The organism is Ottowia sp. oral taxon 894 (assembly GCF_001262075.1).
Taxonomy (GTDB): domain Bacteria; phylum Pseudomonadota; class Gammaproteobacteria; order Burkholderiales; family Burkholderiaceae_C; genus Ottowia; species Ottowia massiliensis.
The window spans coordinates 1542286-1565756 of record NZ_CP012073.1; the positions used below are offsets into that span (position 1 = coordinate 1542286).

Genomic DNA, 23471 nt, shown 5'->3' on the forward strand with positions numbered 1-23471 from the left:
ACTTTCATCCGCCGCCGACCCCGGCGGCGGAGACAATGCGCGCCGCCGCTCCCTGGCCCCTCGTCTTCACACTGTTTTTTCGCATGAACGCCTACATCGCCACCTGCCGCGACTGGCCGCAGGGCAACGCCGGGCTGCAAGCGCTGGCCGCCGCCTTGCGCGCCACGCTCGCGCCCTGGCAGGACATCCGCCCCGCCGCCCTGGCCGCCCAGCCTTCTCCTGCCGCCGTGCTGCCTCTGGCCGCATGGGACTACAGCGAAACCCCGGACGCTTTTCGCGACTGGCTGCGCGCCTTGCAAGCCGCAGGCGCGCGCGTGTTCAACCCGCCCGCGCTGCAACTGTGGAACATGGACAAGCGCTACCTGTGCGAGCTGGCCGCGCGCGGCCTGCCCGTCACCCCCAGCCTGGCGCTGCTGCCGCAGCACGCGCCCGATTGGGCGCGGCGCGTGGCCGAATGCGGCTGGCCGCGCCCGGTCGTCAAGCCGCTCATTGGCCAAAGCGGGCGCGGCGTGCGCCGCCTGGCAGAAGGCGAAGCGCCTGCGCTGGCCAGCTACCCGCAAGGCGCGCTGCTGCAACCTTTCGTGCAGGCCAGCTTCGGCGAGGTCTGCCTCATTTACCTGGCCGGGCGCTACTCGCACGCCGCGCGCCGCCGCCTCGCGCCCGGCGAGTGGCGCGCCAACTCCGCCTATGGGGCGCAAATCGAGTCCGTCACGCCCCGCCCGGAATGGCTGGCCTGCGCCGAAGCCGCCTTGCGCTGCCTGCCCGAGCCGCCGCTTTACGCCCGCGTGGACGGCCTCATCAGCGAAGGCGGCAGCGGCGAATGCGGCTTTTCCATCAACGAAGTCGAACTCATCGAACCCGCGCTCTACCCCCAGCTGCGCCCCGCCTTCGCGCGCGAGCTGGCCGCCGCGCTGGCAAGCAGACTGGCATCCTGAGAACCGGAAGAAAACATGCCCTCCCCTGACCTTCAACAAGCCCAGCGGCGCATCGACGAAATCCAGTCCCTCTACCGCCAGTGGCTGCGCCTGCTGCCCGCGCTGCAAGCCGCCCAGCGGCAATGGCGGCAGGCCAGCGGCCTCATGCGCCAGCTGGAAGACTTTTACGAGCAGGAATACGGCCCCCTGAACCAGGCCATTTCAGCGGGCCTGCCCGTTGATTTGCGCACCGAAGGCGAATACAGCGTGATGAGCGAAGACGCGCTCTACGACGCCTTCGGCGAGCGCCAGAACCTGGCCTGGGCCTGGATGCGGCTGGCCATGAAAGACCTGGACCGCTGGGGCGAAAGCGAAGCACAAGACACCCCGGACGCGGCCCCGCCCGAAGGCTGACTCTGGACGCCCCCGCCTCTTTCCCGCCTCTTTCCCGCCTATTTCTCCTGCGGCAGCGCCGGCTGCGCCGCCTGCCCCAGCGCCTGCTTGAACGACTCGGCCAGCAAGCCGCCATGCGTCAAACCGGCAAAGGCGGCGTAATCGGCGCGCAAGCCATGTTCGGCCAGGCGCTGGGCCAGCTGCGCCGCCGCTTCAGGCGGCACAGCGCGGGTCATTTCCTCGCGGCGCGCCAGCATGGCGGCCTGCTGTGCGTTGGCGGGCCGCTTGTCATCGGCGCGCCCGCTTTTCTGAATCAGCATCCACCGGCCGCTGAAGGCGGAGCGCTCAAGCCGCTCCAGCGCCTGCTGCGCGTATTGCAGCATCAGGCCCTTTTGCCACCACAGCGAGGGATCGGCGGCGATATAGCGCGTGAACGCCTGCGGCTGATTCAGCAGGGTGTAAAGCACGAACAGCCCGCCATATGAATGCCCCCACAGCGTCTGCCGACGCGCATCGGTGTGCGCCAGCTGCTCCACGCGCGGCCTGACCTGGCGCTCGATGAAGCGCAAAAACGCCGCCGCGCCGCCATTGACGCGCTCCTTTGCCACCGGATCGGGCAGGGGCTGGCCTTGCGGACCGGGCGGGGTGTAGTCCCAGGCGCGGGCGGCGGTGTCAAAACGCCGCTCGGTCGGATAGCCGATCAGCACCAGCAGTGGCAGCTGCTCCAGCGGCGGCCGCAGGCGGGCGGCGGGCAGAAATTCAAGCAGCGCATTGCCATCCAGCGCATAAAGCGCGGCAAAGCCGCCTTCAGGCGGCGCGGCCTTCGGAACGGCCACAAACACGCGGTGCGGGCGGCCGTCTTCGTCATTCAAATCAAAACGGTGAAAAGCGTAGCCCTCATGCTCGCTGGTGAGCACGCGGGTGTCGGCCAGGCGGCTGATTTCGTTATTGACCGGCGGCTCGGGCGGCGCGGCAAAAACGGCCGTGGCCGCCAGCAGAAAAAGAGCGGGCAAGAATTTCAGCATTTTCCGGTTCCGGCAGGCAAATGAAGCGGGCGATTGCAGGCCGGAAGAATAATGCGTTTTGCATTCGGCGGATTTCATGTCTGCACAATGGATAAGGCGATTTTCGGCATGATTTGCCTGCCAAAAATCGATGTGTGAAACCGGCGGGCCATCATTGCGTTGCATCTTATTTTGATTATCTGGTTTTCAAATGGCGCTCAACCGCCAGGCCGCACGCCATTCGGCAAGGCGCAGGGCATCAAAAAGAAGAGCAGACCTTCCATTCCATAAACAGCCCTGGCGCGCAGCCCTCCTGCGCTGGCAGCTGCCAAAGCAGGAGCAAAAAATGACGGCGCAAGCTTGAATTCGCCGCGCCGTATTTTTCCTTTCTTTTCACGGCGCGCACCGTCTGGCCCGTATGAGTGAAAACCCATTCCCAGCCGCGCCAGGCGCAATGCCTGCCCGCCTGCGAATCATGGGCCGCCGCGCAGTCTGAAAATCCGCTTCAACGGCATGCCATTCGCCTTCTGCCATGCCGCAGGCAGGCGTTGTCTGCAAATGAAAAATGGCGGATGGGCCATTTTTCGTTGCGCCGCCAGCGGGGCAAGGCCGATGCCGGTTTTTTCATGCATGAGCGGCAAGCCGCAACCTGCCCGCTGGCGCCATGCCGAAACGGGAGGGAAAGCGGAGTAGAAAGGATGATTTTGCTCCTTGATTCATAGCATGATGTCCTAGTGGAACGTGCGCAACGCCAGTTTTCAGGTCTCTGAATTTGCTCCTTTTTTAGGGGATCAGCTCCGCTCGGCCATTGGGCTGGCAAAGCCTGGTGAAACCACCTGGCGCTGTTCGGGCCGCCTGGCCATGGCTTTGGAAAGCGACAGGTGCAGCACGAACGTGATGATGAGCGCCGCCAGCCCTGACGGAAAGTCAAACGGCAGCGGCAGCTTGTACTGGAACGCCACGCCCGCCACGGCTCCGGCGCTGAATGAGAGGATGGCGGGCCAGCGCACGGGCGGCATGTCGTTGGGGTTGGCCGTGGCGTATTCGGCGCGGCGCACGAAGTAAAAGTCCGCCAGGATGGGGCCGGCCAGCGGCACGAAGGCCGCGCCCAAAATGGTGATGAAGTGCCCGAAAAGATGGCTGTAAAAGCCCAGCGCCCCCAGCACGGAGCCAAGAGCGCCCACGATGATGACAATGCGCCCGCGCGGCCAGCGCGCGCCCAGCGATTCGGCGCTAGGCCCCACGTACAGCGCGTTGCAGTACAGCTCGGACATATTGGTCGTCCACAGCGCCAGCACCCACAGCGCCACGCCCAGCACGGTGAGGATGACGCCCTTTTGCACCATCCAGGCGATGAAGTCCGAATTGCCCGTGGCCACCGCCCCCAGGTAGCCCACCACGTTGAGCAGCGGATTGGTGAGCACGAAGCAGGCCGCCGCGCCCACCAGCACGTGCGCGGCGTTTTTCGCGTAGCGGAAGATGTCCACGCCCATGATCACGCCCGCAATCCACGCGCCAATCAGCACTGTGACGGCCGTGCCGGGCGTCATGCCCGAGCGCGTGGCCGCCTGCCGCAGCACCGCGCCCATGCCGCCGGCCTCGCCCACCATCATCACGGCCACCACCACGGCCACCACCAGCACGAAGGGCGTGGCCGCCGACGAAATCTTCTCGATCGCGGCAATGCCCCGCCAGGCCGAATAGGTGAACACCGCGCCCCACAGCAGGCACAGCAGCACGTATTCGAGCGACAGGCCATTGACCACCGTCACGCCCGTCACATCGCCCAGCGCCGCCTTGAAAATGTCGCCCACCATGCCGGTGATGGAAGCGAACCAGCCCAGCGTCAGGCAGGCCATGATGAGCATGGGCAGCACCATGCCCTTGCGCCCGTAGGAAATGCGCGAAATCAGCGAAAGATTCAGCCCCGTGCGCATGGCCGCGTAACCCAGCAGAAAAGTCAGCGCCAGCAGCAGCCCCTCGCCCGTGGCAATGGCCAGCAGCGCCTGGCCAAACGGCATGCCCGGCTGGCCGCCCTGGCCCGCCAGCTGCCCGCCCACGATCAGCCCCGTGGGCACATAGCCAAAGCCCACCCAGATGGCGAACATGGCCCACCAAGAGCGGCGCGCGCCGCGCGGCACCGGCTCCAGCATGAACTCCTCATTGCCTTGCGGCTCCTGGCGGCCGCCGGCTGCGGGCAGATCAGACACTTTTTCACTCCTTGCGAAATGGCGTTGCAAAGCACAGCATCTTGCGCCCAAAATGGCCTCTTGTAACTTGTGGGTATTCACAATGTGATTGGCGTTTCTCCGCTTCCTAGAATCCAGCTGTTTCCACCCACAGAGAAAGGCCCATGCCATGCCCAGCCCGGAACAAATCGCCAAAAACCACTGGTACCGCAACGACGACCTGCCCGGCGTCAGCGGCCCCGAGCGCGAAATCATTGGCTACGGCGAGCGCCCGCCCCGCATCCGCTGGGACGGGGGCGCCAAAGTCGCCATCAACATCGTCGTCAATTACGAAGAAGGCTCCGAAAAAACCTTCGCCATGGGCGACCACATGAATGACGGCATGTACGAGCTGCCCTTCAACGTGGACGACCAGCGCGACCTCGCCAAGGAATCCATGTACGAATACGGCTCGCGCGCCGGCGTGTGGCGGCTGCTGCGCATCTTCGACCGCTGCCAGGTGCCCGCCACCTTCTTTGCCGCTGCCGTGGCGCTGGAGCGCAACCCCGAAGTCGCCCGCAAGCTCAACGAACGCGGCGACGAAGTCGTCGGCCACGGCTACCGCTGGATTGACCACTACGAATACTCGCGCGAAGAAGAAAAAGCCCTCATCAACCTGGCGATGGACTCGTTCCAGAAAACCCTGGGCCGCCAGCCCAGCGGCTGGTACTGCCGGGAAATGTCCGTCAACACCCGCGAGCTGCTCGTGGAAGACGGGCGCTTTCTCTACGACTCCGACTACTACGGCGACGACCTGCCGCACTGGACCTTCATCAACGGCAAATCCCACCTCATCGTGCCCTACTCGCTGGTCACCAACGACTGCCGCTACATCATGGGCACCGGCTTTGCCGCCGCCTCCGACTTCGTGGAAATGGCCTCGCGCACGCTTGACCAGCTGCTCGACGACGGCGACGACTGCGGCCGCATGATGTCCATCGGCCTGCACCCGCGCATCACCGGCAACCCCGCCCGCGCCAACGGCCTGGCCGAATTCATCCGCTACGCGCAGTCCAAGAAAGACGCCGTCTTCATGCGCCGCGACGCCATCGCCCGCAAATTCATCGAACAAGTGCCCCGCCCCGCCACCCCGGCCGACCGGCCCAACCGCTGAGCCGCCCCCGCCACCAAAGCCTGCCCTCTCCCGGCAGGCTTTTTTTGTGCCTGTCACGGCCGTCAGCGCAACAGGCGGCGGAAAGAGAAACGTCAATTTGCTTCTGAATCCATAGCGTGATGTCCTAGTGGAAAGAGCGCAAACGCTGTTTTCTACCCCTTTAATTTGCTTCTTTTTCTGAAGCGAATACCGCCGCGCAGGCGCTGGCGCCGCCTGGTGGCGGGCCGCGCTGCGCCACAATCGCCCCCGGCCGCCGCCTTGCTCCCATGCGCCATCGCATGCGAAAAGGGCGGCGGCCAGCTTGACAGGTGCCCCAAGGCTGCTTTCTTGCGGTCAAAGGGTTAAACGGGAAGCAGGTGCGCGTCTTCAGGCCATGCCGCAACGGCATGCGCCCGGGCCGCAAAGCCTGCGCTGCCCCCGCAACGGTCAGCGGAAACCAAACCCCGACAGCCAGCGCGCCCCTCGCGCGCGGCAGCCACTGCGCTTCTTGCCCTGAGCCATTCAGGGCTGGCGCGGGAAGGCCGGGGCCTCGCAGCAAGCCAGGCGCGCCTTCGCCAGAAGCCGCGTGCCGCCTGCGGCGGTCCGCAAGCCCGGATACCGGCCTGCCCTCAAGCCTTTCCGTCGGCGGCTGCGGGCGTGCGGCTGGCCGGCCAAGGCCCATGCACCAGCCATGCCGCAAGGCGCGCGCCGTTTACCGCGCCGCCGTCTCGCATGACTTTCGCGCTGCCCGGCCCTGACCGCGCTTTTGCTCCCGCCTGCGCTGCCTTTTGGCAACCCATGCCGCTCGCGGGAGAAGCGGGCGGCCAGGAGATCAGCGCATGTTCCACGCTCTACCCCCGGCCTCTGCGGCGCAGTCCGCCCGTGGCCTCATCCACAGTCATTCCCGCCGCCATTTCCATCGCCGTTCGCGCTGGCTTTTCAACGCTTTCGCGGCCCTCGCGCTGGCCTGCGCCGCGCATGCGCCCGCGCCCGCCTGGGCCAAAACCTGGGAAGTGAAGATGCTCAACCGCAACGCCACCGGCCCCATGCCCTTCGAGCCGGACTATCTGCACATCGCCCCTGGCGACAAGGTGAAATTTCTCGCCGTTCACAACGGTCACAACGCTGCCTCCATTCCCGGCATGGCTCCCGAGGGCGCGCCGTCCTTCACGGGCAAGATCAACGAGGAAATCGAGGTGGCCTTCGAGCAGCCGGGCCTCTACGGCGTGCGCTGCATGCCGCACTACACCATGGGCATGGTCATGCTCATCCGCGTGGGCGACGGCCCCGGCCCGCAGCAAATGCAGATTCCGCCCGAAGTGCCCGCCGCCGCGCAAAAGCGCTTTCACGAAATTGCCGCCCGCACCCAGCAGGCTGGCAAGTGAGCCGCGCGCGGGTGAAAAAGAGCAGCAGGCGGCAGTGAAAAAGGGGGGCACGGAAATGGCCGGAAGGCCAGCACCATATTTGCTCCCGAATCCATAGCTTGAGGTCACGATGGAGGCTGCGCCATGCGGTATTTTTGCCCCTCTGCATTTGCTCCTGTTTTTGCGCTGAAAGCTCCGCCCCGCCTTTCAGCCGCCCACGCTGGCTGCGGCTTGGGAAAAGGGTTGAGGCCCAAGGCGGGGCGGCCGCTTTATCCGGCCTGCGGCAGCAGGCGGCGCAGGCGGGCCACTTCTTCCATCAGGTCGGCGGCAAGCGCTGCCAGCTGGGGGTCGGCGTCAAAGGCGCGCTCCAGGTGGGCGATGCGGCGCGCGCGGGTGAGGGCGGCGCTGGCAAAGCGCCAGGTGGCGGCGCTGTCGCCGCTCACCGGCTCCAGCACGCCGGCCTGCACGCGGGCGCTGACCCACTCGAGCGTCATGTGGCAGCCGCCGGCCAGGGTTTGCGGGTCGAGCGCGTCATCGGCCAGCAGCTGGGCGGCGCTGGCAAGGGTGTCGTCAAAAAGGGTTTGCATGCGTGTTCTCTCCTTCAGGCTCGGCGCGGATTGAAGCCGGGGTAGGCGTCGCGCAAGGCGGCCCAGGCGGCTTTTTGCGGCTCGGTCACGGCGCTGGGCACCGCCACTTGCAGCTCCAGATACAGATCGCCCGGCGCAGTGGCTGACGGGATGCCCCGGCCTTTGAGGCGCAGTTTGCGCCCGTGGCCGCTGCCTTCGGGCACGGTGACGGCGATGGCCTTGCCGTCGGGCGTGGTGATTTCGATGCTGCCGCCCAGCGCCGCTTCCCACGGGGCCACGCGCACTTTCAGCGTGACGTCGCGGCCTTGCACTTGCCAGCGTTCATCGGGGCGCAGGCGCACTTCCAGAAACAGGTCGCCCGCTTCGCCGCCGCCCAGGCCCGGATGGCCTTGCCCGGCCAGGCGGATGAGCTGGCCTTCTTTCACGCCTTGCGGAATTTTCACGCGCAGCGTGCGGTCAGCGGACTGAAGTTCGCCTTTTTCGTTCACGCGGCTGCCGCGCAGGGTGATGTGGCGTTCGGCGCCGTGGTAGGCGTCGGCCAGGTCCAGCTCGATGCGGGCGTGTTCGTCGCGCCCTTTTTGCGGGCCGGATGCGCGGGCGGCCCGGGCCTGGCGCGCCTGGCCGAACATCTGCTCGAAAAAGTCGCTGAACTGGCCTGCGTCTTCGCCGGTGTAGCCTGAAAAATCGCCCGTGAAGTGGTGAAAGCCGCCCGCACCGCCTTCCGCGCCAAAACCTGAACCAAAGCCCGCGTTCCAGCCGGGCGGCGGGCGCACGTCGTCGCCGGAGCGCGCGCCTGCGGCCCAGGCTTGTGCGCCCACGCTGTCATAAATCTTGCGTTTTTCGGCATCGCCCAGCACGGTGTTGGCCTCGTTCACCTCGGCCATGCGGGCGGCGGCGTCTGGCTCTTTGCTCACGTCGGGGTGGTATTTGCGGGCCAGGCGGCGGTAGGCTTTTTTGATGTCGTCCTGGCTGGCGCTTTTGTCCACGCCCAGGATCTGGTAGTAGTCCTTGAATTGCATGGCTTTCTACATGGAGTTGGGAAAAGGGGTTTCAACGCGAAAGGCCCTGCGGGAAAACGGGCCTGATTGTCGTCTGCGCGGCAAGCCCCGCCTGCCCGTGAGACCCGCGCCTGGATTCAGCATCAAATGGGCCGTTTGCGCCCGTGCAGACTGGACTCGCAGCTATGGTTTCAATAGTGGGCGGAAGGCGCTTCAGCGCCGCATCAGCACGGCCAGCAAGGCGGCGGAAAGAATCATGGCGCCGCCTGCCAGCGTGCCCGTGGCAATGGCAGCGGCGCCCAGCGCCACGGACGAGACGCTGGCGAACACCACTTCGGCCAGCATGATGAGCGAGGCCGTTTGCGCGGGCAGGTGCGCCGTGCCGTATTGCAGGGCCATGTTGCCCGTGAGCAGCGCCGCCGTCAGGCCCAGCGCCCAGGGCAGCCAGCCGGCCCAGTTGGCCAGGGCGGGCGGCGCGGCCAGATGGGCGGCCTGCGCGGCCAGCGCCACGCCAGCGGAGACGATGGCGCTGCCCAGAAACATGGCGAAGGTGCGCGCCGTGGCGGGCGTGCCGCGCCAGCGGCGCAGCAGCACGCCTGTCAAGGCAAAGGAAAAGCCCCCGGCGATGGCCAGCCAGTCCGCCTGGCTTTCGGGCCAGGGCCAGGCCACGCCGGGTTTTTTGAGCACCAGCGTCACGCCCGCCAGCGCCAGCGCCAGGCGCAGCAGCGCGCCCGCCGTGGGGCGCTCGCCCAGCAGCGCCCAGGCCAGCAGGATGGACCAGGCGGGCATCAGATAAAAAAGCAGCACCACGCGCATCACGTCGCCCACGGTGACGGCCCAGTTGAAGCAAATGTTGGTCAGCCCCGCCGCAAGGGCCAGCGCGGCCAGCTTGGGATGGCGCGCCAGCTCGCCCAGCACGCGCGGCCGCCAAATCAGAAACAGCGCCACGCCGCACACATACACGAACACGGTGCTCCACAAGGGGTGCGAGCCGTGCTCGCGCAGGGCGCGAAAGGGCAGCCAGGAAGTGCCCCAGATGAAGGCGTTGAACAGCAGCACCAGCGCGGGCAGCGCGGCATTGGCGGGCCGCGCCACTGGCGCCGGGGCGGACTTCATTGCCCCTGGCCCCCGTGGCTGCTGTGGCGGTCGCTGCGGGCCGCTTGCAGCAGGCGCTGCACTTCGCTGCCGTGGCAGCGCAGGTTGCGCGCATGCCAGAGCCAGATGCCCAGCATGACCGCCGCCACCAGGCCGCCAAACAGCCCCAGCGCCAAAAAGACGGACATGCCCGCCCCCATTGCCAGGCTGTACAGCCCGCCCAGGCCGAGGATGCACGCCTGCTCGTTGAAGTTCTGCACGGCGATGGAGCGGCCCGCGCCCATCAGGTTGTGGCCGCGATGCTGGAGCAGCGCGTTCATGGGCACCACGATGTAGCCGCCCAGCGCGCCCAGCGCGATCAGAAACGGCACGGCCACCCACAAGTGGCGCACGAACACCATCGCCCCCACCAGCAGCCCCATGACGATGCCCAGGGGAATCACGCCCGGCGCCTTGTCCAGCCGCACGCGCACGGAAGCAAGCACCGCCCCGGCCGCCGTGCCCAGCGCCACCACGCCCACCAGGCTGGCCGCCTGCGTGGTGCCGTAGGCCAGCGCCGCGCCCGCCCAGGCCAGCACGATGTAGCGCATGTTGCCCGACACGCCCCAAAACAGCGTGGTGGACGCCAGCGACACCTGCCCCAGCCTGTCGCGCCACAGCAGCGCGTTGCAGCGCCAGAAATCGGGCAGCAGCGCCAGCGCGTTGCGCGGCATGGGGTGCATCTCCACGCCTGTTTTCGGAATGTGCAGGTTGAACCAGGCCGCCAGCACGTACACCAGCGTCAGCGCGGCAATGGCGGCGTGCGGCGCGCTGCCCAGGCCCAGCGTTTGCGCGGTGGGCATTTGCAGCAGCCACTGCGAAACCGCCGGCCCCACCAGCTGCCCGCCCAGCAGCACGCCCAGGATGATGGAGCAGATGGTCAGCCCCTCAATCCAGCCGTTGGCCCGCACCAGCTGCGAAGGCGGCAGCAGCTCGGTCAGGATGCCGTACTTGGCGGGCGAGTAGGCCGCCGCGCCCAGCCCCACCACGGCGTAAGACAGCAGCGGGTGGCTGCCAAACAGCATCATCAGGCAGCCCGCAATCTTGATGGCGTTGCTGATGAACATGACGCGCCCTTTGGGCTGCGAATCGGCGAACGCGCCCACCCACGGCGCCAGCGCCACGTAAAACAGCGCAAACATCGGCACCAGCGCCGCGCCCTGCCATTCGGGCGCGCCATCGGCCTTGAGCAGCTCCACCGCCGCGACAAACAGCGCGTTATCGGCCAGCGAGCTGCAAAACTGCGCCGCCATGATGGTGTAAAAGCCCCGCTTCATGAAGCTGCGTGCGCGGGGCGCGCCTGTCGTTGTGTCAAGGGAACCGCCTGTTTGCGTGGGAAAAAAATGCGGCGGGTTATATCACGCGCCCCCTGCGCGGCGGCCCGTGGGAAAGACGGCAAAAAAGCGGCTGAAAAACGGAGCGCAGCCCTCATTCGTCCTTCATTCGCCCTTGGCGGCCTGCGTCAGCGCGGCGGTGTTGTGGCGCATCATGTCCACGTAAGTGGCGGCGGGGCCGTTTGCGGGCGAGAGGGCGTCCGAATACAGCGCGCCAGCGGGGCGGATGCCGGTTTCGCGCGCAATCTGCTCCAGCAGGCGCGGGCTGGCCAGCTGCTCGACGAACAAAGCGCGGATTTTTTCGGCCCTGATCTGGCGGATGAGGCGGGCCACGTCCTGCGCGGAAGGCTCGCTGTCGGTGCTGACGCCCTGCGGCGCGAGAAACTGCACGCCGTAGGCGCGCGCGTAGTAGCCAAAGGCGTCGTGCGAGGTGATGACCTTGCGCCGCGCGGGCGGCACGCCCTGCCAGGCGGCACGGATGCCGGCGTCCAGCCGCGTGAGTTCATCCAGGTATTTCGCGGCGTTGTCGCGCCAGACGGGGCAGTTGGCGGGGCGGGCGGCGCACAGGCCATCGGCAATGTTGCGCACGTAGCGCATGGCGTTGGGCACGCTCTGCCAGGCGTGGGGGTCCTGGCCGCCGTGGGCGTGATCGTGATGACCGTGGCCGTGCTCGTGATCATGGCCGTGCTCATGCTCGTGGCCGCCGCCCTCGCCGCCTTCTTCGCTGGCAATGGGTTCGATGCCCTGCGTGGCCACCACGAGCGCGCCCTTGTAGCCGGCGGCCTGCACCAGCCGGTCGATCCAGCCTTCAAAGCCCAAGCCATTGACGAACACCAGATCGGCGCGCCCCAGCGCGCGCGCGTCGGCGGGCGTGGGCTGGTAAACGTGCGCGTCGCCGCCAGCGGGCACGAGCGGCTGCACGCTCACCTGCGGGCCGCCCACCTGCCGCACCAAGTCGGCCAGGATGCTGAAGCTGGCAACCACGCGCAGCGGCGGCTCTTCCTGCCCGGCATGGGCGGGCGCGGCGGCCAGCAGCACGGCGGCGATCAGGGCGGAAGGCGCAAGGGGTTTCATGAGAGGAATTCCTTTGAAGCGTGAAAAGAAGCCAGAAATCATCAGAAAGAGGAGCAAATTCAGAGGGGTATAAAACGCAGTTGTCGCAATGAATACGGGGACTTCATGCTATTGATTAAAGAGCGAATTGAAGGCTTTCAGAACCGCTCCCCCCGTCCGCGCCACAGGCCATGCCGCCCCAGCGCAAGGCTGGCGGCATACAGCGCCCCCAGGCACAGCACGATGACGGGGCTGGCGGGCCAATCCAGGTGATACGACAGCAGCAGCCCCGCCACGCTGGCGGCCAGCGCCATGCCGGCCGCCAGCGCCAGCAGGCCGCCCAGGCTGCGCGCCCACAAGCGGGCGCTGGCGGCCGGCAGCACCATGATGCCCACGGCCATGAGCGTGCCCAGCGCGTGAAAGCCCGCCACCAGGTTGAGCACCAGCAGCGCCAGAAAGCCGTAATGCGCGGCGGCGCTCCAGCGCGGCGACACGCTGCGCAAGAAGCCGGGGTCCATGCACTCGGCGGCCAGCGGGCGCAGCAGCAGCGCCAGCGCCGCCAGGGTGAAGCCGGTGATGCCGCCAATGAGCCACAGCGCCGCGTCATCGAGCGCCAGCACGGTGCCAAAGAGCACGTGCAGCAAATCCACATGGCTGCCGCGCGTGGAGACGATGAGCACGCCCAGCGCCAGCGAGAGCAGGTAGAAGGCGGCCATGCTCGCGTCTTCGCGCAGCACCGTGGAGCGCGCCACCACGCCCGAGGCCACGGCCACCAGCAGCCCGGCCAGCGCGCCGCCTGCCGTCATGGCCGGCAGCGACAGGCCCGCCAGCAGGTAGCCCACCGCTGCGCCGGGCAGGATGGCGTGCGCCATGGCGTCGCCCGTCAGGCTCATGCGGCGCAAAAGCAGGAACACGCCCACCGGCGCGCAGCCCAGCGACAGCGCCACGCACCCGGCCAGCGCCCGGCGCATGAAGCCGAATTCCAGAAACGGCCCGGCCAGCAGCGCCCACAGGCTGGCATCCGCAGCGGCGGGCGTCATGGCGCGGCCCCTTGGCAGGCCATGCCGGCTGGTTCGCCAGACCCATCGGGCATGCGCAGCCGCAGCAGGTTTTGCGGCGTGAGCACCGACTGCGTGGGGCCGTAGGCCAGCACGCGCCCGGCCAGCAGCAAGGTTTGCGTGAAAGCCTGGCGCACCTGCGCCAGGTCATGCAGCACGGCCAGCACCGTTTTGCCTTGCGCCTGCCAGCCGCGCAGCAGGGCCAGCAAATCCTGGCACGTGCGCTCGTCCATTGCGGCGAAAGGCTCATCGAGCAGCAGCACCGGCGCGTCTTGCAGCAGCAGCCGCGCAAACAGCGCCCGCTGCATTTGCCCGCCTGAAAGCTCGTGCAGGCGGCGCTGCGCCAAATCGCCCAGCCCCACTTGCACCAGCGCCGCCTGGCAGCGCGCGCGCTGCGCCGCCGTCAGCCGCCCCAGCGCGCCCGTTTCGTGCCACAGCCCCAGCGCCGCCAGCTCCAGCACCGTGGCCGGAAAGCTGCGATCGAGCGTGCCCTGCTGCGGCATGTAGGCCACGCGCGCGCCAGCCAGCCCTTCCATGCGCCCGCGCAAGGGCGCCAGCAGCCCCGCCAGCGCCTTGATCAGCGTGGACTTGCCCGCGCCGTTTGGCCCCACCACCGCCAGCAGCGCCCCCGGCTCGATGGTCAGCGACACATCTTGCAGCGCCACGCGGCCTTCATAGCCCAGCGTCAGCTCATGCAGGGTGATGCGCGGCGTCATGCCTGTTGCCGTCATGGCCGGGTCACTGAACGGGCGAGACGGCCCAGGCCAGCAGCCCCCAAAGCCCCGCGCACGCCAGCAGCGCCCACAGCAGCCGCCGCGCGGCAGAAGCCAGCAGCAAGCTGGCGGCAGGCGTGGCAGGCAATGGATGAGGCAATGAATCCGGCGGGGGCGGGGCCGAAGACGCGGCCTGGGCGGGAACAGGAGCGGGCATGAATCGTGGGCGCTTCGGGCCGCCGCGCCAGCGGCGCAGGCAGGCCGCTGCCAGCGGAAAAGAGGCGCGGATGATACCCGCGCCGTTATCGTGTAACCCGCATATGGCCCGCAGGCGCCGAAGCGTGAGGGCCAAAACGCGGGGGGGCAAAACGTGAGGGCTAAAACGTGAGGATCAAAAGCGCGGCCCCGGGCGGCCTGGGTGTTGCAAAAACAATAGCTGTCCGCGCTGATTCCATCAGGGCTTGCGGCTTATTTGGCCCGTTTCATGGCCTGTTTTTCGCCAGAATCGCCGCTATGCCCGCCTTCCGGCGTCAACAGTCCCAGAACCTGCAACCTTCTCGCGAACCTTCGCCTTGAAAACGCTGCCATGAAAGCTGCCGCCATCCAGACCGTTTCCACGCCGCGCGTGGAAGAAAACCTCGCCACTGCCGCCGCCTTGCTGGAGCAGGCCGCCCGCGCCGGGGCGGAGCTGGCCGTGCTGCCGGAGTATTTCTGCCTGTTTGGCCAAAGCGATGCCGACAAGCTGCTCATCGCCGAGCCGTTTGGCCAGGGGCCGCTGCAAGAGTGGCTGGCCGGCCAGGCGCGGCGGCTGGGGCTGTGGCTGGCCGGCGGCACCATCCCGCTGCGCGCGCGGGGCGAAGACGCAGAAGCAGGCGCAGAAGCAGGCGCGGATGCGCGCGCGTTCAACGCCCTGCTGGTTTTCTCGCCCGAAGGCCGCTGCGCCGCGCGCTACGACAAGATGCACCTTTTCCGCTTCAATGACGGCCAGCGCGCCTACGACGAATCGCAAACGCTGGAAGCGGGCCTCAAGCCGGCGCTGTTCGATCTGCCCTCGCGCGACGGGCACACCTGGCGCGTGGGCCTGTCCGTCTGCTACGACCTGCGTTTTGCCGAGCTGTACCGCCACTACGCGGCGCAGGGCGCCGATCTGCTGCTGGCGCCCAGCGCCTTCACCTGGGTGACGGGGCAGGCGCACTGGCAAACGCTGCTGCGCGCGCGCGCCATCGAAAACCTGGCCTGCGTCATCGCGCCCGGCCAGGGCGGCACGCATGAAAACGGCCGCCGCACCTGGGGGCACAGCATGCTGATCAACGCCTGGGGGCAGGTGCTGGCCATGCAGGCCGAAGGCGCGGGCGTGGCGCTGGCCGAGCTGGACGCCGCCCACACGGCGGCCTGCCGCGCCAGCCTGCCCGCCCTGGCGCACCGCGTGCTGTGAGCGACTTTGCCTTTCTCTCCACCCCCACGCGGGAGCTGCCCTGGCACAAGCGCGCGGCCCTCTCGCCGCGCGGCTGGGGGCTGTGGCTGCTGCTGATGACGCTGCTGGCGGCCCTGCTGGGCGCGCTGATCTGGCTGGCGCACGAGCACGGCCAGCAGCGCGCCCAGCGCGCGCTCGCCCGCGACGCCACAGACGCCGCCATCGAACTGGGGCGCGCCCTGTCGCACAACGCGCAAATCCTGCAAGGGCTGCATCTGTCGCAGGCCGATCCGGCGAGCTGGGCGCTGCACGCCCGCCCCTTGCTGCAAAGCCACCGCGAATGGCTTCAGCTGGACTGGCTGGACAGCCGCCTCAGGCCCGTGGCCAGCGAAACCAGCCCCTGGCACGCGCGCCTGGACCCGCCTGGCCGCAGCCTGGCCGCCGAAGCGCAAGCCGCCTGCGTGACGGCGGAGCGCCTGAACGGCCCCGCCTACGCGCCCAGCCTGTTCATGCCGCAGCACGGCGGCGGCGCGGGCCACGAAGTCATGCCCCTGTGCGTGCCCGTCGATCGCGGCTACGTGGTGGCCGCCTACTCGCTCAGCGCCATGCTGGCGCACATGGTGGACACGGCCTACACGCGGCGCCACCAGGTGTCGTTCACCGAGCCGGACGGCACGCGCCTGGCCGTGGCGGGCGTGGTGCGGCATGGCTCCCGGACCATCTCGTTTCAGCGCGTGCTGGATCTGCCGGGCGCCACCCTGGTGCTGCGCATGGACAGCCGCCGCCCCGCCGCCAGCTTGCTGAGCAGCGAAATGACCGCCCTGCTGGCCGGTCTCGCCCTGGCGCTGCTGGCCGTGCTCACCCTGCTGGCCTATGACCACGCGCGCCGCCAGCGGGCCGAAAGCGCGCTGGCCGAGGCGCTGGCCGTGCGCAAGGCCATGGAAGACTCGCTCATGGTGGGCTTGCGCGCGCGCGATCAGCAAGGCCGCATCGTCTATGTGAATCCCGCCTTCTGCGAAATGGTGGACTGCGACGAAAGCGAACTGCTGGGCACCGGCATTCCCGCGCCCTACTGGCCGCCGGAGCTGGCCGCCGAATACGCGCAGCACCAGATTCAGTGGCTCTCGGGCCTGTGGCGCAAGACGGAAGAGGGCCAGCAAGCCATTTACCAGCGCAAGGACGGCACGCGCTTTCCCGTGCTCGTGTTCGACGCCCCGCTGGTCACGCACGACGGCCGCCATATCGGCTGGATGAGCGTGGTCATGGATGTCAGCGAGCAGCGCCGCATCGAGCAGATGACGCGCGACAGCCAGGAGCGCCTGCAAGCCACCGCCCGCCTGGCCGCCGCAGGCGAAATGGCCTCGCACCTCAGCCACGAGCTGAACCAGCCGCTGGCCGCCATCTCCAGCTACGCCACCGGCTCGCTCAACCTGCTGGAGCAGCTGCACGGCGGCCAGGACGCGGCCATCGTGGCCGATCTGCGCACCGCCCTCACCCGCGTCGCCGGACAGGCCAATCGCGCCGGACAAGTCATCCACAGCGTGCACCTGGCCGTGCGGCGCGGCAGCGACCAGCGCGTGAACATCACCCCGCAGGCGCTGGTGCAAGCCATCCTGCCGCTGGTTCACCTGCACGCCGATCGCCAGAACGTGATGGTGGAAGTGGACGTGCCGCATGACCTGCCCCCCGTGTGGTGTGCCCAGGTGATGGTGGAGCAAGTGCTGCTCAACCTGGCGCGCAACGCCATCCAGGCCATGAGCGGCACCCCCCCGCCGCTGCGCAGCCTGCGCTTTTCGGCCCGCCTCGCGCTCTCGTGCGACAAAGTGATCTTCAGCGTGGCCGATCACGGCTGCGGCATCGCCCCCGGCGTGGCCCCGCGCCTGTACACGCCCTTTTTCACGACCAAGAGCGAAGGCATGGGCCTGGGCCTGCCGCTGTGCCGCACCGTGGTGGAGCAGCACGGCGGCACGCTCACGCACGAAGCCAACGAACCGCAGGGAACGGTGTTTTCATTCACCCTGCCAGTGGCTGTGGCCGGGCAGGCGGAGCCGTTTGAAGATGGAGCGATCCAAAAAATGGCCGATTTCCATTGAGCGGCAAGGCATTGCGCCGCCCAAAGCCAGCGCCCCAAGGATGCGGGCATGAAAAAAGGGAGCGGCGGCGCTCCCTTTTCCATGCCCTCCGTTCCGCTTTCATGCGCAGGGCCTTATTTCGCTCCTCTATCCATAGCATGATGTCCTAGTGGAATCTGCGCAGGGCGGCATTTCAGCTGCCCATATTTGCTCCTGTTTTTGATGTGATTTGCAGGCAGTTTGCGTTCACACGCTCAGGAGCCGACCGCTTCCGGCAGGGCGGCGGGCGCACCGCCGGAAGAAGCCGGGGTGATGTCGAGCACGGCCTTGCCCTCGGCGTCCAGGTCCACCGTCAGGCGGCCGCCATTGACGAGGCGGCCAAAGAGCAGCTCGTCGGCCAGCGCCTTGCGGATGGTGTCCTGAATGAGGCGCTGCATGGGGCGCGCGCCCATGAGCGGATCAAAGCCCTTTTTCGCCAGCGTCTGGCGCAGGTGGTCGGTGAAGGTGACTTCCACCTTCTTTTCGGCCAGTTGCTGCTCCAGCTGGAGCAGGAATTTGTCCACCACGCGCAAGATGACAGGCTCTGTCAGCGGCTTGAAGCTGACGATGGCGTCCAGCCGGTTGCGGAATTCGGGCGTGAACAGGCGCTTGATGTCGGCCATTTCGTCGCCCGCCTGGCGGGTGTTGGTAAAGCCGATGGCAGCTTTGTTCATGGTTTCGGCGCCCGCGTTGGTGGTCATGATGATGATGACGTTGCGGAAGTCGGTTTTGCGGCCGTTGTTGTCGGTCAGCGTGCCGTGGTCCATCACTTGCAGCAGCACGTTGAAGATGTCGGGGTGCGCTTTTTCGATTTCATCGAGCAGCAGCACGCAGTGCGGCTTTTTGGTGATGGCCTCGGTCAGCAGGCCGCCTTGGTCAAAGCCCACGTAGCCGGGAGGCGCGCCAATGAGGCGGCTGACGGCGTGGCGCTCCATGTATTCGCTCATGTCAAAGCGTTGCAGCTCCACGCCCATGATGTAGGCCAGCTGGCGGGCCGCTTCGGTTTTACCCACGCCGGTGGGGCCGCTGAAAAGGAAGGAGCCGATGGGCTTGTCCGTCTTGCCCAGGCCCGAGCGCGAAACCTTGACGGCAGCAGCCAGCGCCTCCAGCGCGGCGTCTTGCCCGAAAACGACGGATTTGAGATCGCGCTCCAGCGTTTGCAGCTTGCTGCGGTCGTCATGGCTGACGCTGGCGGGCGGGATGCGGGCGATTTTGGCGACGATGGCCTCAATCTCGCTGCGGTCGATGGTTTGCTTGCGCTGCTCGGGCGCGCGGATGCGCTGGGCCGCGCCGGCTTCGTCGATGACGTCGATGGCCTTGTCGGGCAGGTGGCGGTCGGTGATGTGGCGCGCAGCCAGCTCCACGGCCGCTTGCAGGGCGGCGGGCGCGTAAACCACGCCGTGATGCGCCTCAAAGCGCGGGCGCAGGCCATTGAGAATTTCCACGGTTTCGGCCACGGAAGGCTCGGGCACTTCCACTTTCTGGAAGCGCCGCGAAAGCGCCGCGTCTTTTTCAAAAATGCCCCGGTATTCGGTGAAGGTGGTGGCGCCAATGCACTTGAGCTGCCCGCTGGAAAGCGCCGGTTTGAGCAGGTTGGAGGCGTCCAGCGTGCCGCCGGAAGCCGCGCCCGCGCCTATCAGCGTGTGGATTTCGTCAATGAAGAGGATGGCGTGGGGCTTGTCGCGCAGGCTCTTGAGCACGCCCTTGAGGCGCTGCTCGAAGTCGCCCCGGTATTTGGTGCCCGCCAGCAGCGCGCCCATGTCCAGCGCGTAAACGACGGAGCCGGCCAGCACTTCAGGCACTTTGCCTTCGGTGATGCGCCAGGCCAGCCCTTCGGCAATGGCGGTTTTGCCCACGCCTGCCTCGCCCACCAGCAGCGGGTTGTTTTTGCGGCGGCGGCAAAGAATCTGAATGGTGCGCTCCAGCTCGTGCTCGCGGCCAATGAGCGGGTCAATGCGCCCTTCGCGCGCCTGCTGGTTGAGATTGACGGTGTATTGCTCCAGCGGCGTTTGCTTTTCGTTTTTTTCAGGAGCGGCGCCGTCAGCGCCCGCAGCGGCTTCGCCGCTTTCGGCGTCGGCTTCGTCCTTGCGCACGCCGTGGGCGATGAAGTTCACCGCGTCCAGCCGCGTCACGCCCTGCTGGTGCAGGAAATAGACGGCGTGCGAGTCTTTCTCGCCAAAGATGGCCACCAGCACGTTGGCGCCCGTGACTTCCTGCTTGCCGCTGGCCGTGGACTGCACGTGCATGATGGCGCGCTGGATCACGCGCTGAAAGCCCAGCGTGGGCTGCGCGTCCACCTCGCCTTCGCCCGCCACTTGCGGGGTGTTGTCGGTGATGAAGCTTGAAAGAGAGGCGCGCAGCTCTTCCACGTTGGCGGCGCAGGCCGTGAGCACTTCGGCGGCGCTGGGGTTGTCCAGCAGGGCCAGCAGCAGGTGCTCCACCGTGATGAATTCATGGCGCTGCTTGCGCGCCTCGACAAAAGCCATGTGCAGGCTGGCTTCCAGTTCCTTGGCAATCATGGTGTGTCCTTTCTTGCTGCGAGAGCAGCGGGTGTGTGCGGATGCAGCCCGACATGGGGCCGCTGGCGGGCGCTTTCAACCAGACCCCGCAGGCTCGGCCACGCATTGCAAGGGGTGGCCTGCCTGGCGGGCCGCATCTTGCACCTGTGCGGCTTTGGTGGTGGCCACATCGCGCGAATACACGCCGCAGATGCCTTTGCCCTCGAAATGGATCTTTTGCATGATCTGCGTGGCCGTGGCCTGGTCTTTGCCGAAAAACTCCTGCAAGACCACAACCACAAACTCCATGGGCGTGTAGTCGTCATTGAGCATGACCACCTGATACATGGGCGGAGGCTGCACGCGCGAGGGCGCACGCTCCAGCACCACCCCGCCGCCTTCGTCATGCTGGGGGCCGGCAGGAGAATCAGGGGGACGGGAGGAGGGAAGCGAAGCCATGAGAAGTCATTCTATCGGCGCAGGGGCCGGACGCGGCCTGCTCCAAATGATCGTAAAACCACGCCATGCAAGCCAGGCCAGAAAATTTTCAGAAAAAACACGTAATACACCGTATTCACACTTGACATTAAAAAAATCAATTCCAAAATGGGGCCGTAAACGGCAGCAACCTCATCAAGAAAAGGAGTTATCACGTGTCTGACAATGTGTTGGGTGAGTCCGACGGCACCGTCAAATGGTTCAACAATCAAAAAGGCTTTGGCTTCATTGAGCCTGATGGCGGCGGCCCTGACGCCTTTGCCCACTTTTCGGCCATTGAAATGGAGGGTTTCAAAACGCTCAAGGAAGGCGAGCGCGTGAAATTCGCGCTGGAAAAAGGCCCCAAAGGCCTGCTGGCTTTGCGCATCCGCACGGCCCGCAGCAGCAACCCTGAAGTCGAAGCTGAAGCGGCCTGAAGCCAACAGGCCCTGAGTCTGGAAACAGCGGGTGGCGGGCCTGACAATCACCGGCCATGACTGCCACCGCCACCCGCTCCACTTATGAAGACTTCATGCGCCATGTCTACACGCATGGCACGGCCAAAACCGACCGCACCGGCACCGGCACGCGCAGCGTGTTTGGCTACCAGATGCGGTTTGCCCTGCAAGAGGGCTTTCCCCTCATCACCACCAAGAAAGTGCACCTCAAAAGCATCATCTACGAGCTTTTGTGGTTTCTGAGCGGCAGCGGCAACGCCCGCTGGCTGCAAGAGCGGGGCGTGACCATCTGGGACGAATGGGCCGATCCGCAAACGGGCGATCTGGGCCCCGTCTATGGCGTGCAGTGGCGCAGCTGGCCCGCGCCCGATGGCCGCCACATTGACCAAATCGCGCAAGTGGTGCAGCAGCTCAAGACCACGCCCGATTCACGCCGCATCGTCGTCAGCGCCTGGAATGTGGCTGATCTGGACCGCATGGCGCTCATGCCCTGCCACGCGCTCTTTCAGTTCTACGTGGCCGACGGGCGCCTGAGCTGCCAGCTTTACCAGCGCAGCGCCGATGTTTTTCTGGGCGTGCCCTTCAACATTGCCAGCTACGCGCTGCTCACCCATATGCTGGCCCAGCAGTGCGATTTGCAGCCAGGCGACTTCATCTGGACCGGCGGCGACTGCCACATCTACAACAACCATTTCGCGCAAGTGCAAGAGCAACTGGCCCGCCAGCCCGCCCCCTGGCCCACTCTGCGCCTGCTGCGCCGCCCGCCTTCGCTGTTCGACTACGAATACGGCGACTTTGAAATCACCGGCTACCAGCCCCATCCCGCCATCAAGGCGCCCGTGGCCGTATGAGCGCCGAAACCAATGCCCAGCCCCAAACCCAGGCCAGGCCGGCCCGCCTGGGCCTGATCTGGGCGCAAGCGCGCCGCCGCGTCATAGGCCGCGAAGGCGCGCTGCCCTGGCATTTGCCGCAAGACATGGCCCACTTCAGGCAGGCCACCGCAGGCTGCGCCGTCATCATGGGCCGCAAAACCTGGGATTCGCTGCCGCCGCGCTTTCGCCCCCTGCCGGGCCGCGTGAACATCGTCATCACCCGCCAGCCGGGCTGGAGCGCCCCGGGCGCACGGCCTGCCGCCAGCTTGCCGCAAGCGCTGGCGCTGTGCCCGCCGCAAGCGGGCGCCTGGGTCATTGGCGGCGCGCAAATCTATGCCCTGGCCCTGCCGCTGGCCGATGAGGCGCTCGTCACCGAAATCGACGCCGACTTTGAAGGCGACGCCTTCGCCCCCGCGCTGGACCCGGCCCAGTGGCGCGAAGCCAGCCGCGAAAGCCACACCGCCGCCAGCGGCCTGCCCTTCAGCTTTGTGCGCTACGTCAGGCGCAGCGGTTGAACCCGGCGCCAGCGTCCGGCCCGCCCGAAATGCACTCCATGTCGCCTCGGCGCGTTTCATGATTCAAAAAGAGGAGCAAATTCAGTGGCTCGGAAAATAGATCCTGCGCTCTTTCCACTAGGACGTATTGCTATTGAATAAGGAGCTAAATCCCGCTTTTCATGCCTCGCGGCCAGGCTTTGAACTGGTTTTCAGTGGCGCGCATTGCCGTGCGGGCAAGCGGGCAGGCGGGCCAAGTTTCTGCGTGGGCATCTTCGACTCTCAATCGGTCAAGCCCGTCCCAAAAGGGGGCAGCGATGACGCAAGCGCCTGGCCATCACCCGATGGGGCTGCTGCTGGCTGTGGTGGTGCCTTCAGCTGGCATTCAGGACCGGGGGATCTGGTTTGCTGCCAACCCGAAACTTGGCGCCCTGTTCGGCGCGCCCCCACAATCGCTCCATGCTTTTTCTTCTTTCACCAGCCAAGGCGCTGGACTACCAAACCCCGCTGCCGCCCGGCCTGCCGCATACGCTGCCGCAGTTTGCGGCGCAGGCGGCGCAGTTGATTGAGAAGCTGCGGCAGCTTTCGCCGCAGCAGGTGGCCAGCCTGATGGGGCTTTCTGACAAGCTGGCGGCGCTGAATGTGGCGCGTTACGAGGCATGGTCGCCCGTGTTCACGGCCAGCAACTCGCGGCAGGCCGTGATAGCGTTTGATGGCGACGTGTACGGCGGCCTTCAGGCGCGCACGCTCAGCGCTGAACAGCTGGCCTGGGCGCAGGAGCGCCTGTGCATTCTGAGCGGGCTGTATGGCGTGCTCAGGCCGCTGGACTGGATGCAGCCCTACCGGCTGGAGATGGGCGCGCGGCTGGCCACGGACGCTGGCGGCAATCTTTACCAGTTCTGGGGCAGCCGCATTGCGCAGTATCTGAACGAGCGGCTGGCGCAAGAAGGCGAGGCGGAGCCGGTGGTGGTGAATCTGGCCTCGCAGGAGTATTTCAGGGCGGTGGATCAGAAGGCGCTGCGCGCCCGCGTGGTGACGTGCGTGTTTCAGCAATACCGTGGCGGGCAGTACAGGGTTGAAAGTTTTGCCGCCAAGCGCGCCCGTGGCCTGATGGCCCGCTGGGCCGTGCAACGGCAGGCCGCCACGCCTGAAGCCCTGCGGGGCTTTGACGAAGAGGGCTATGCGCTGGATGCTGCCGCTTCCAGTGCCAGCCAGCTGGTGTTTCGCCGCCAGCCTTCATAGCCTAGTTTCATGGCCCAATTTCATGGCTAATC

General features: G+C 66.8%; 25 protein-coding genes and 1 riboswitch. Of the genes, 11 read left to right on the plus strand and 14 right to left on the minus strand.

Annotation, left to right across the window (positions count from 1 at the left end; genetic code table 11):
• The first annotated feature begins 83 nt into the window (after positions 1-83).
• Positions 84-935, plus strand: a complete 852-nt coding sequence (locus ADJ79_RS06630) for a RimK family alpha-L-glutamate ligase (protein ID WP_156304060.1) — start codon at positions 84-86, stop codon at positions 933-935.
• A gap of 15 nt (positions 936-950) precedes the next feature.
• Positions 951-1328, plus strand: coding sequence for a DUF4298 domain-containing protein (locus tag ADJ79_RS06635; RefSeq protein WP_050715304.1), 378 nt, complete (start codon positions 951-953; stop codon positions 1326-1328).
• Between the two features lie 38 nt (positions 1329-1366).
• On the opposite strand, the gene ADJ79_RS06640 is transcribed toward ADJ79_RS06635, so the two are convergent.
• The 4 genes from ADJ79_RS06640 to ADJ79_RS06645 form a co-directional block, all read right to left on the minus strand.
• On the minus strand, positions 1367-2332 hold the full coding sequence (locus tag ADJ79_RS06640; protein WP_050716470.1) for an alpha/beta hydrolase: 966 nt from the start codon (positions 2330-2332) through the stop codon (positions 1367-1369).
• Between the two features lie 197 nt (positions 2333-2529).
• Positions 2530-2745, minus strand: a complete 216-nt coding sequence (locus ADJ79_RS14160; protein WP_156304061.1) for a hypothetical protein — start codon at positions 2743-2745, stop codon at positions 2530-2532.
• A gap of 39 nt (positions 2746-2784) precedes the next feature.
• Positions 2785-2943: a hypothetical protein gene (locus ADJ79_RS14165; RefSeq protein WP_156304062.1), complete on the minus strand. Its 159-nt coding sequence runs from the start codon at positions 2941-2943 to the stop codon at positions 2785-2787.
• A 159-nt stretch (positions 2944-3102) separates the two neighbouring features.
• Positions 3103-4521 carry a cytosine permease gene (locus ADJ79_RS06645; RefSeq protein WP_050715305.1) on the minus strand — a complete coding sequence of 473 codons (1419 nt, stop codon included), beginning with the start codon at positions 4519-4521 and terminating at the stop codon, positions 3103-3105.
• A 148-nt stretch (positions 4522-4669) separates the two neighbouring features.
• On the opposite strand from ADJ79_RS06645, the gene ADJ79_RS06650 reads away from it, so the two are divergent.
• Positions 4670-5653: a polysaccharide deacetylase family protein gene (locus ADJ79_RS06650; protein WP_050715306.1), complete on the plus strand. Its 984-nt coding sequence runs from the start codon at positions 4670-4672 to the stop codon at positions 5651-5653.
• A 305-nt stretch (positions 5654-5958) separates the two neighbouring features.
• Positions 5959-6258: riboswitch (cobalamin riboswitch) on the plus strand.
• Between the two features lie 213 nt (positions 6259-6471).
• Positions 6472-7017, plus strand: a complete 546-nt coding sequence (locus tag ADJ79_RS06655; protein ID WP_082203167.1) for a pseudoazurin — start codon at positions 6472-6474, stop codon at positions 7015-7017.
• A 248-nt stretch (positions 7018-7265) separates the two neighbouring features.
• Here ADJ79_RS06655 and ADJ79_RS06660 read toward each other — a convergent pair whose 3' ends face one another.
• From ADJ79_RS06660 to ADJ79_RS14170, 8 genes are all read right to left on the minus strand, one after another.
• Positions 7266-7583, minus strand: coding sequence for a hypothetical protein (locus ADJ79_RS06660; RefSeq protein ID WP_050715307.1), 318 nt, complete (start codon positions 7581-7583; stop codon positions 7266-7268).
• Between the two features lie 14 nt (positions 7584-7597).
• Complete coding sequence (locus ADJ79_RS06665) at positions 7598-8602, minus strand: DnaJ C-terminal domain-containing protein (protein ID WP_050715308.1); 1005 nt, start codon at positions 8600-8602, stop codon at positions 7598-7600.
• 192 nt (positions 8603-8794) lie between these two features.
• Positions 8795-9697 (minus strand): DMT family transporter, encoded by a 903-nt coding sequence (locus tag ADJ79_RS06670; protein WP_253273794.1) that lies wholly within the window; start codon positions 9695-9697, stop codon positions 8795-8797.
• Positions 9694-10992 (minus strand): lysophospholipid transporter LplT, encoded by a 1299-nt coding sequence (lplT, locus tag ADJ79_RS06675; RefSeq protein ID WP_050715309.1) that lies wholly within the window; start codon positions 10990-10992, stop codon positions 9694-9696. Before lplT ends, ADJ79_RS06670 begins: the two co-directional genes overlap by 4 nt.
• 162 nt (positions 10993-11154) lie before the next feature.
• On the minus strand, positions 11155-12123 hold the full coding sequence (locus ADJ79_RS06680) for a metal ABC transporter substrate-binding protein (RefSeq protein WP_050716473.1): 969 nt from the start codon (positions 12121-12123) through the stop codon (positions 11155-11157).
• Positions 12124-12260: 137 nt separating this feature from the next.
• Positions 12261-13142, minus strand: coding sequence for a metal ABC transporter permease (locus ADJ79_RS06685; RefSeq protein ID WP_050715310.1), 882 nt, complete (start codon positions 13140-13142; stop codon positions 12261-12263).
• Positions 13139-13891 carry a zinc ABC transporter ATP-binding protein AztA gene (gene aztA / locus ADJ79_RS06690; RefSeq protein WP_050715311.1) on the minus strand — a complete coding sequence of 251 codons (753 nt, stop codon included), beginning with the start codon at positions 13889-13891 and terminating at the stop codon, positions 13139-13141. The genes ADJ79_RS06685 and aztA overlap by 4 nt, the downstream gene beginning before the upstream one ends.
• 7 nt (positions 13892-13898) lie before the next feature.
• Positions 13899-14090, minus strand: a complete 192-nt coding sequence (locus ADJ79_RS14170) for a hypothetical protein (protein WP_156304063.1) — start codon at positions 14088-14090, stop codon at positions 13899-13901.
• 369 nt (positions 14091-14459) lie between these two features.
• On the opposite strand from ADJ79_RS14170, the gene ADJ79_RS06695 reads away from it, so the two are divergent.
• A complete protein-coding gene (locus tag ADJ79_RS06695) occupies positions 14460-15308 on the plus strand; it encodes a carbon-nitrogen hydrolase family protein (RefSeq protein WP_050715312.1) in 849 nt (282 codons plus the stop codon).
• The gene (locus ADJ79_RS06700) at positions 15305-17380 is read left to right on the plus strand and encodes a sensor histidine kinase (protein WP_371256790.1); all 2076 of its coding nucleotides are present in this window, start codon (positions 15305-15307) and stop codon (positions 17378-17380) included. The genes ADJ79_RS06695 and ADJ79_RS06700 overlap by 4 nt, the downstream gene beginning before the upstream one ends.
• A gap of 233 nt (positions 17381-17613) precedes the next feature.
• Here the strand turns inward: ADJ79_RS06700 and clpA are convergent, their stop codons facing one another.
• The gene (gene clpA / locus ADJ79_RS06705; RefSeq protein ID WP_050715313.1) at positions 17614-19917 is read right to left on the minus strand and encodes an ATP-dependent Clp protease ATP-binding subunit ClpA; all 2304 of its coding nucleotides are present in this window, start codon (positions 19915-19917) and stop codon (positions 17614-17616) included.
• A gap of 75 nt (positions 19918-19992) precedes the next feature.
• Positions 19993-20355 (minus strand): ATP-dependent Clp protease adapter ClpS, encoded by a 363-nt coding sequence (clpS, locus tag ADJ79_RS06710; protein ID WP_050715314.1) that lies wholly within the window; start codon positions 20353-20355, stop codon positions 19993-19995.
• Here clpS and ADJ79_RS14175 point away from each other — a divergent pair.
• From ADJ79_RS14175 to yaaA, 5 genes are all read left to right on the plus strand, one after another.
• Positions 20354-20557, plus strand: a complete 204-nt coding sequence (locus tag ADJ79_RS14175) for a hypothetical protein (protein WP_156304064.1) — start codon at positions 20354-20356, stop codon at positions 20555-20557. The two genes, clpS and ADJ79_RS14175, sit on opposite strands and share 2 nt — an antisense overlap.
• A complete protein-coding gene (locus tag ADJ79_RS06715; RefSeq protein WP_102283428.1) occupies positions 20550-20810 on the plus strand; it encodes a cold-shock protein in 261 nt (86 codons plus the stop codon). The genes ADJ79_RS14175 and ADJ79_RS06715 overlap by 8 nt, the downstream gene beginning before the upstream one ends.
• Before the next feature lie 56 nt (positions 20811-20866).
• Complete coding sequence (locus ADJ79_RS06720; RefSeq protein WP_050715316.1) at positions 20867-21682, plus strand: thymidylate synthase; 816 nt, start codon at positions 20867-20869, stop codon at positions 21680-21682.
• Positions 21679-22218, plus strand: coding sequence for a dihydrofolate reductase (locus tag ADJ79_RS06725; protein WP_050715317.1), 540 nt, complete (start codon positions 21679-21681; stop codon positions 22216-22218). Before ADJ79_RS06720 ends, ADJ79_RS06725 begins: the two co-directional genes overlap by 4 nt.
• 438 nt (positions 22219-22656) lie before the next feature.
• Complete coding sequence (gene yaaA, locus ADJ79_RS06730) at positions 22657-23439, plus strand: peroxide stress protein YaaA (RefSeq protein ID WP_050715318.1); 783 nt, start codon at positions 22657-22659, stop codon at positions 23437-23439.
• Positions 23440-23471: the final 32 nt, after the last annotated feature.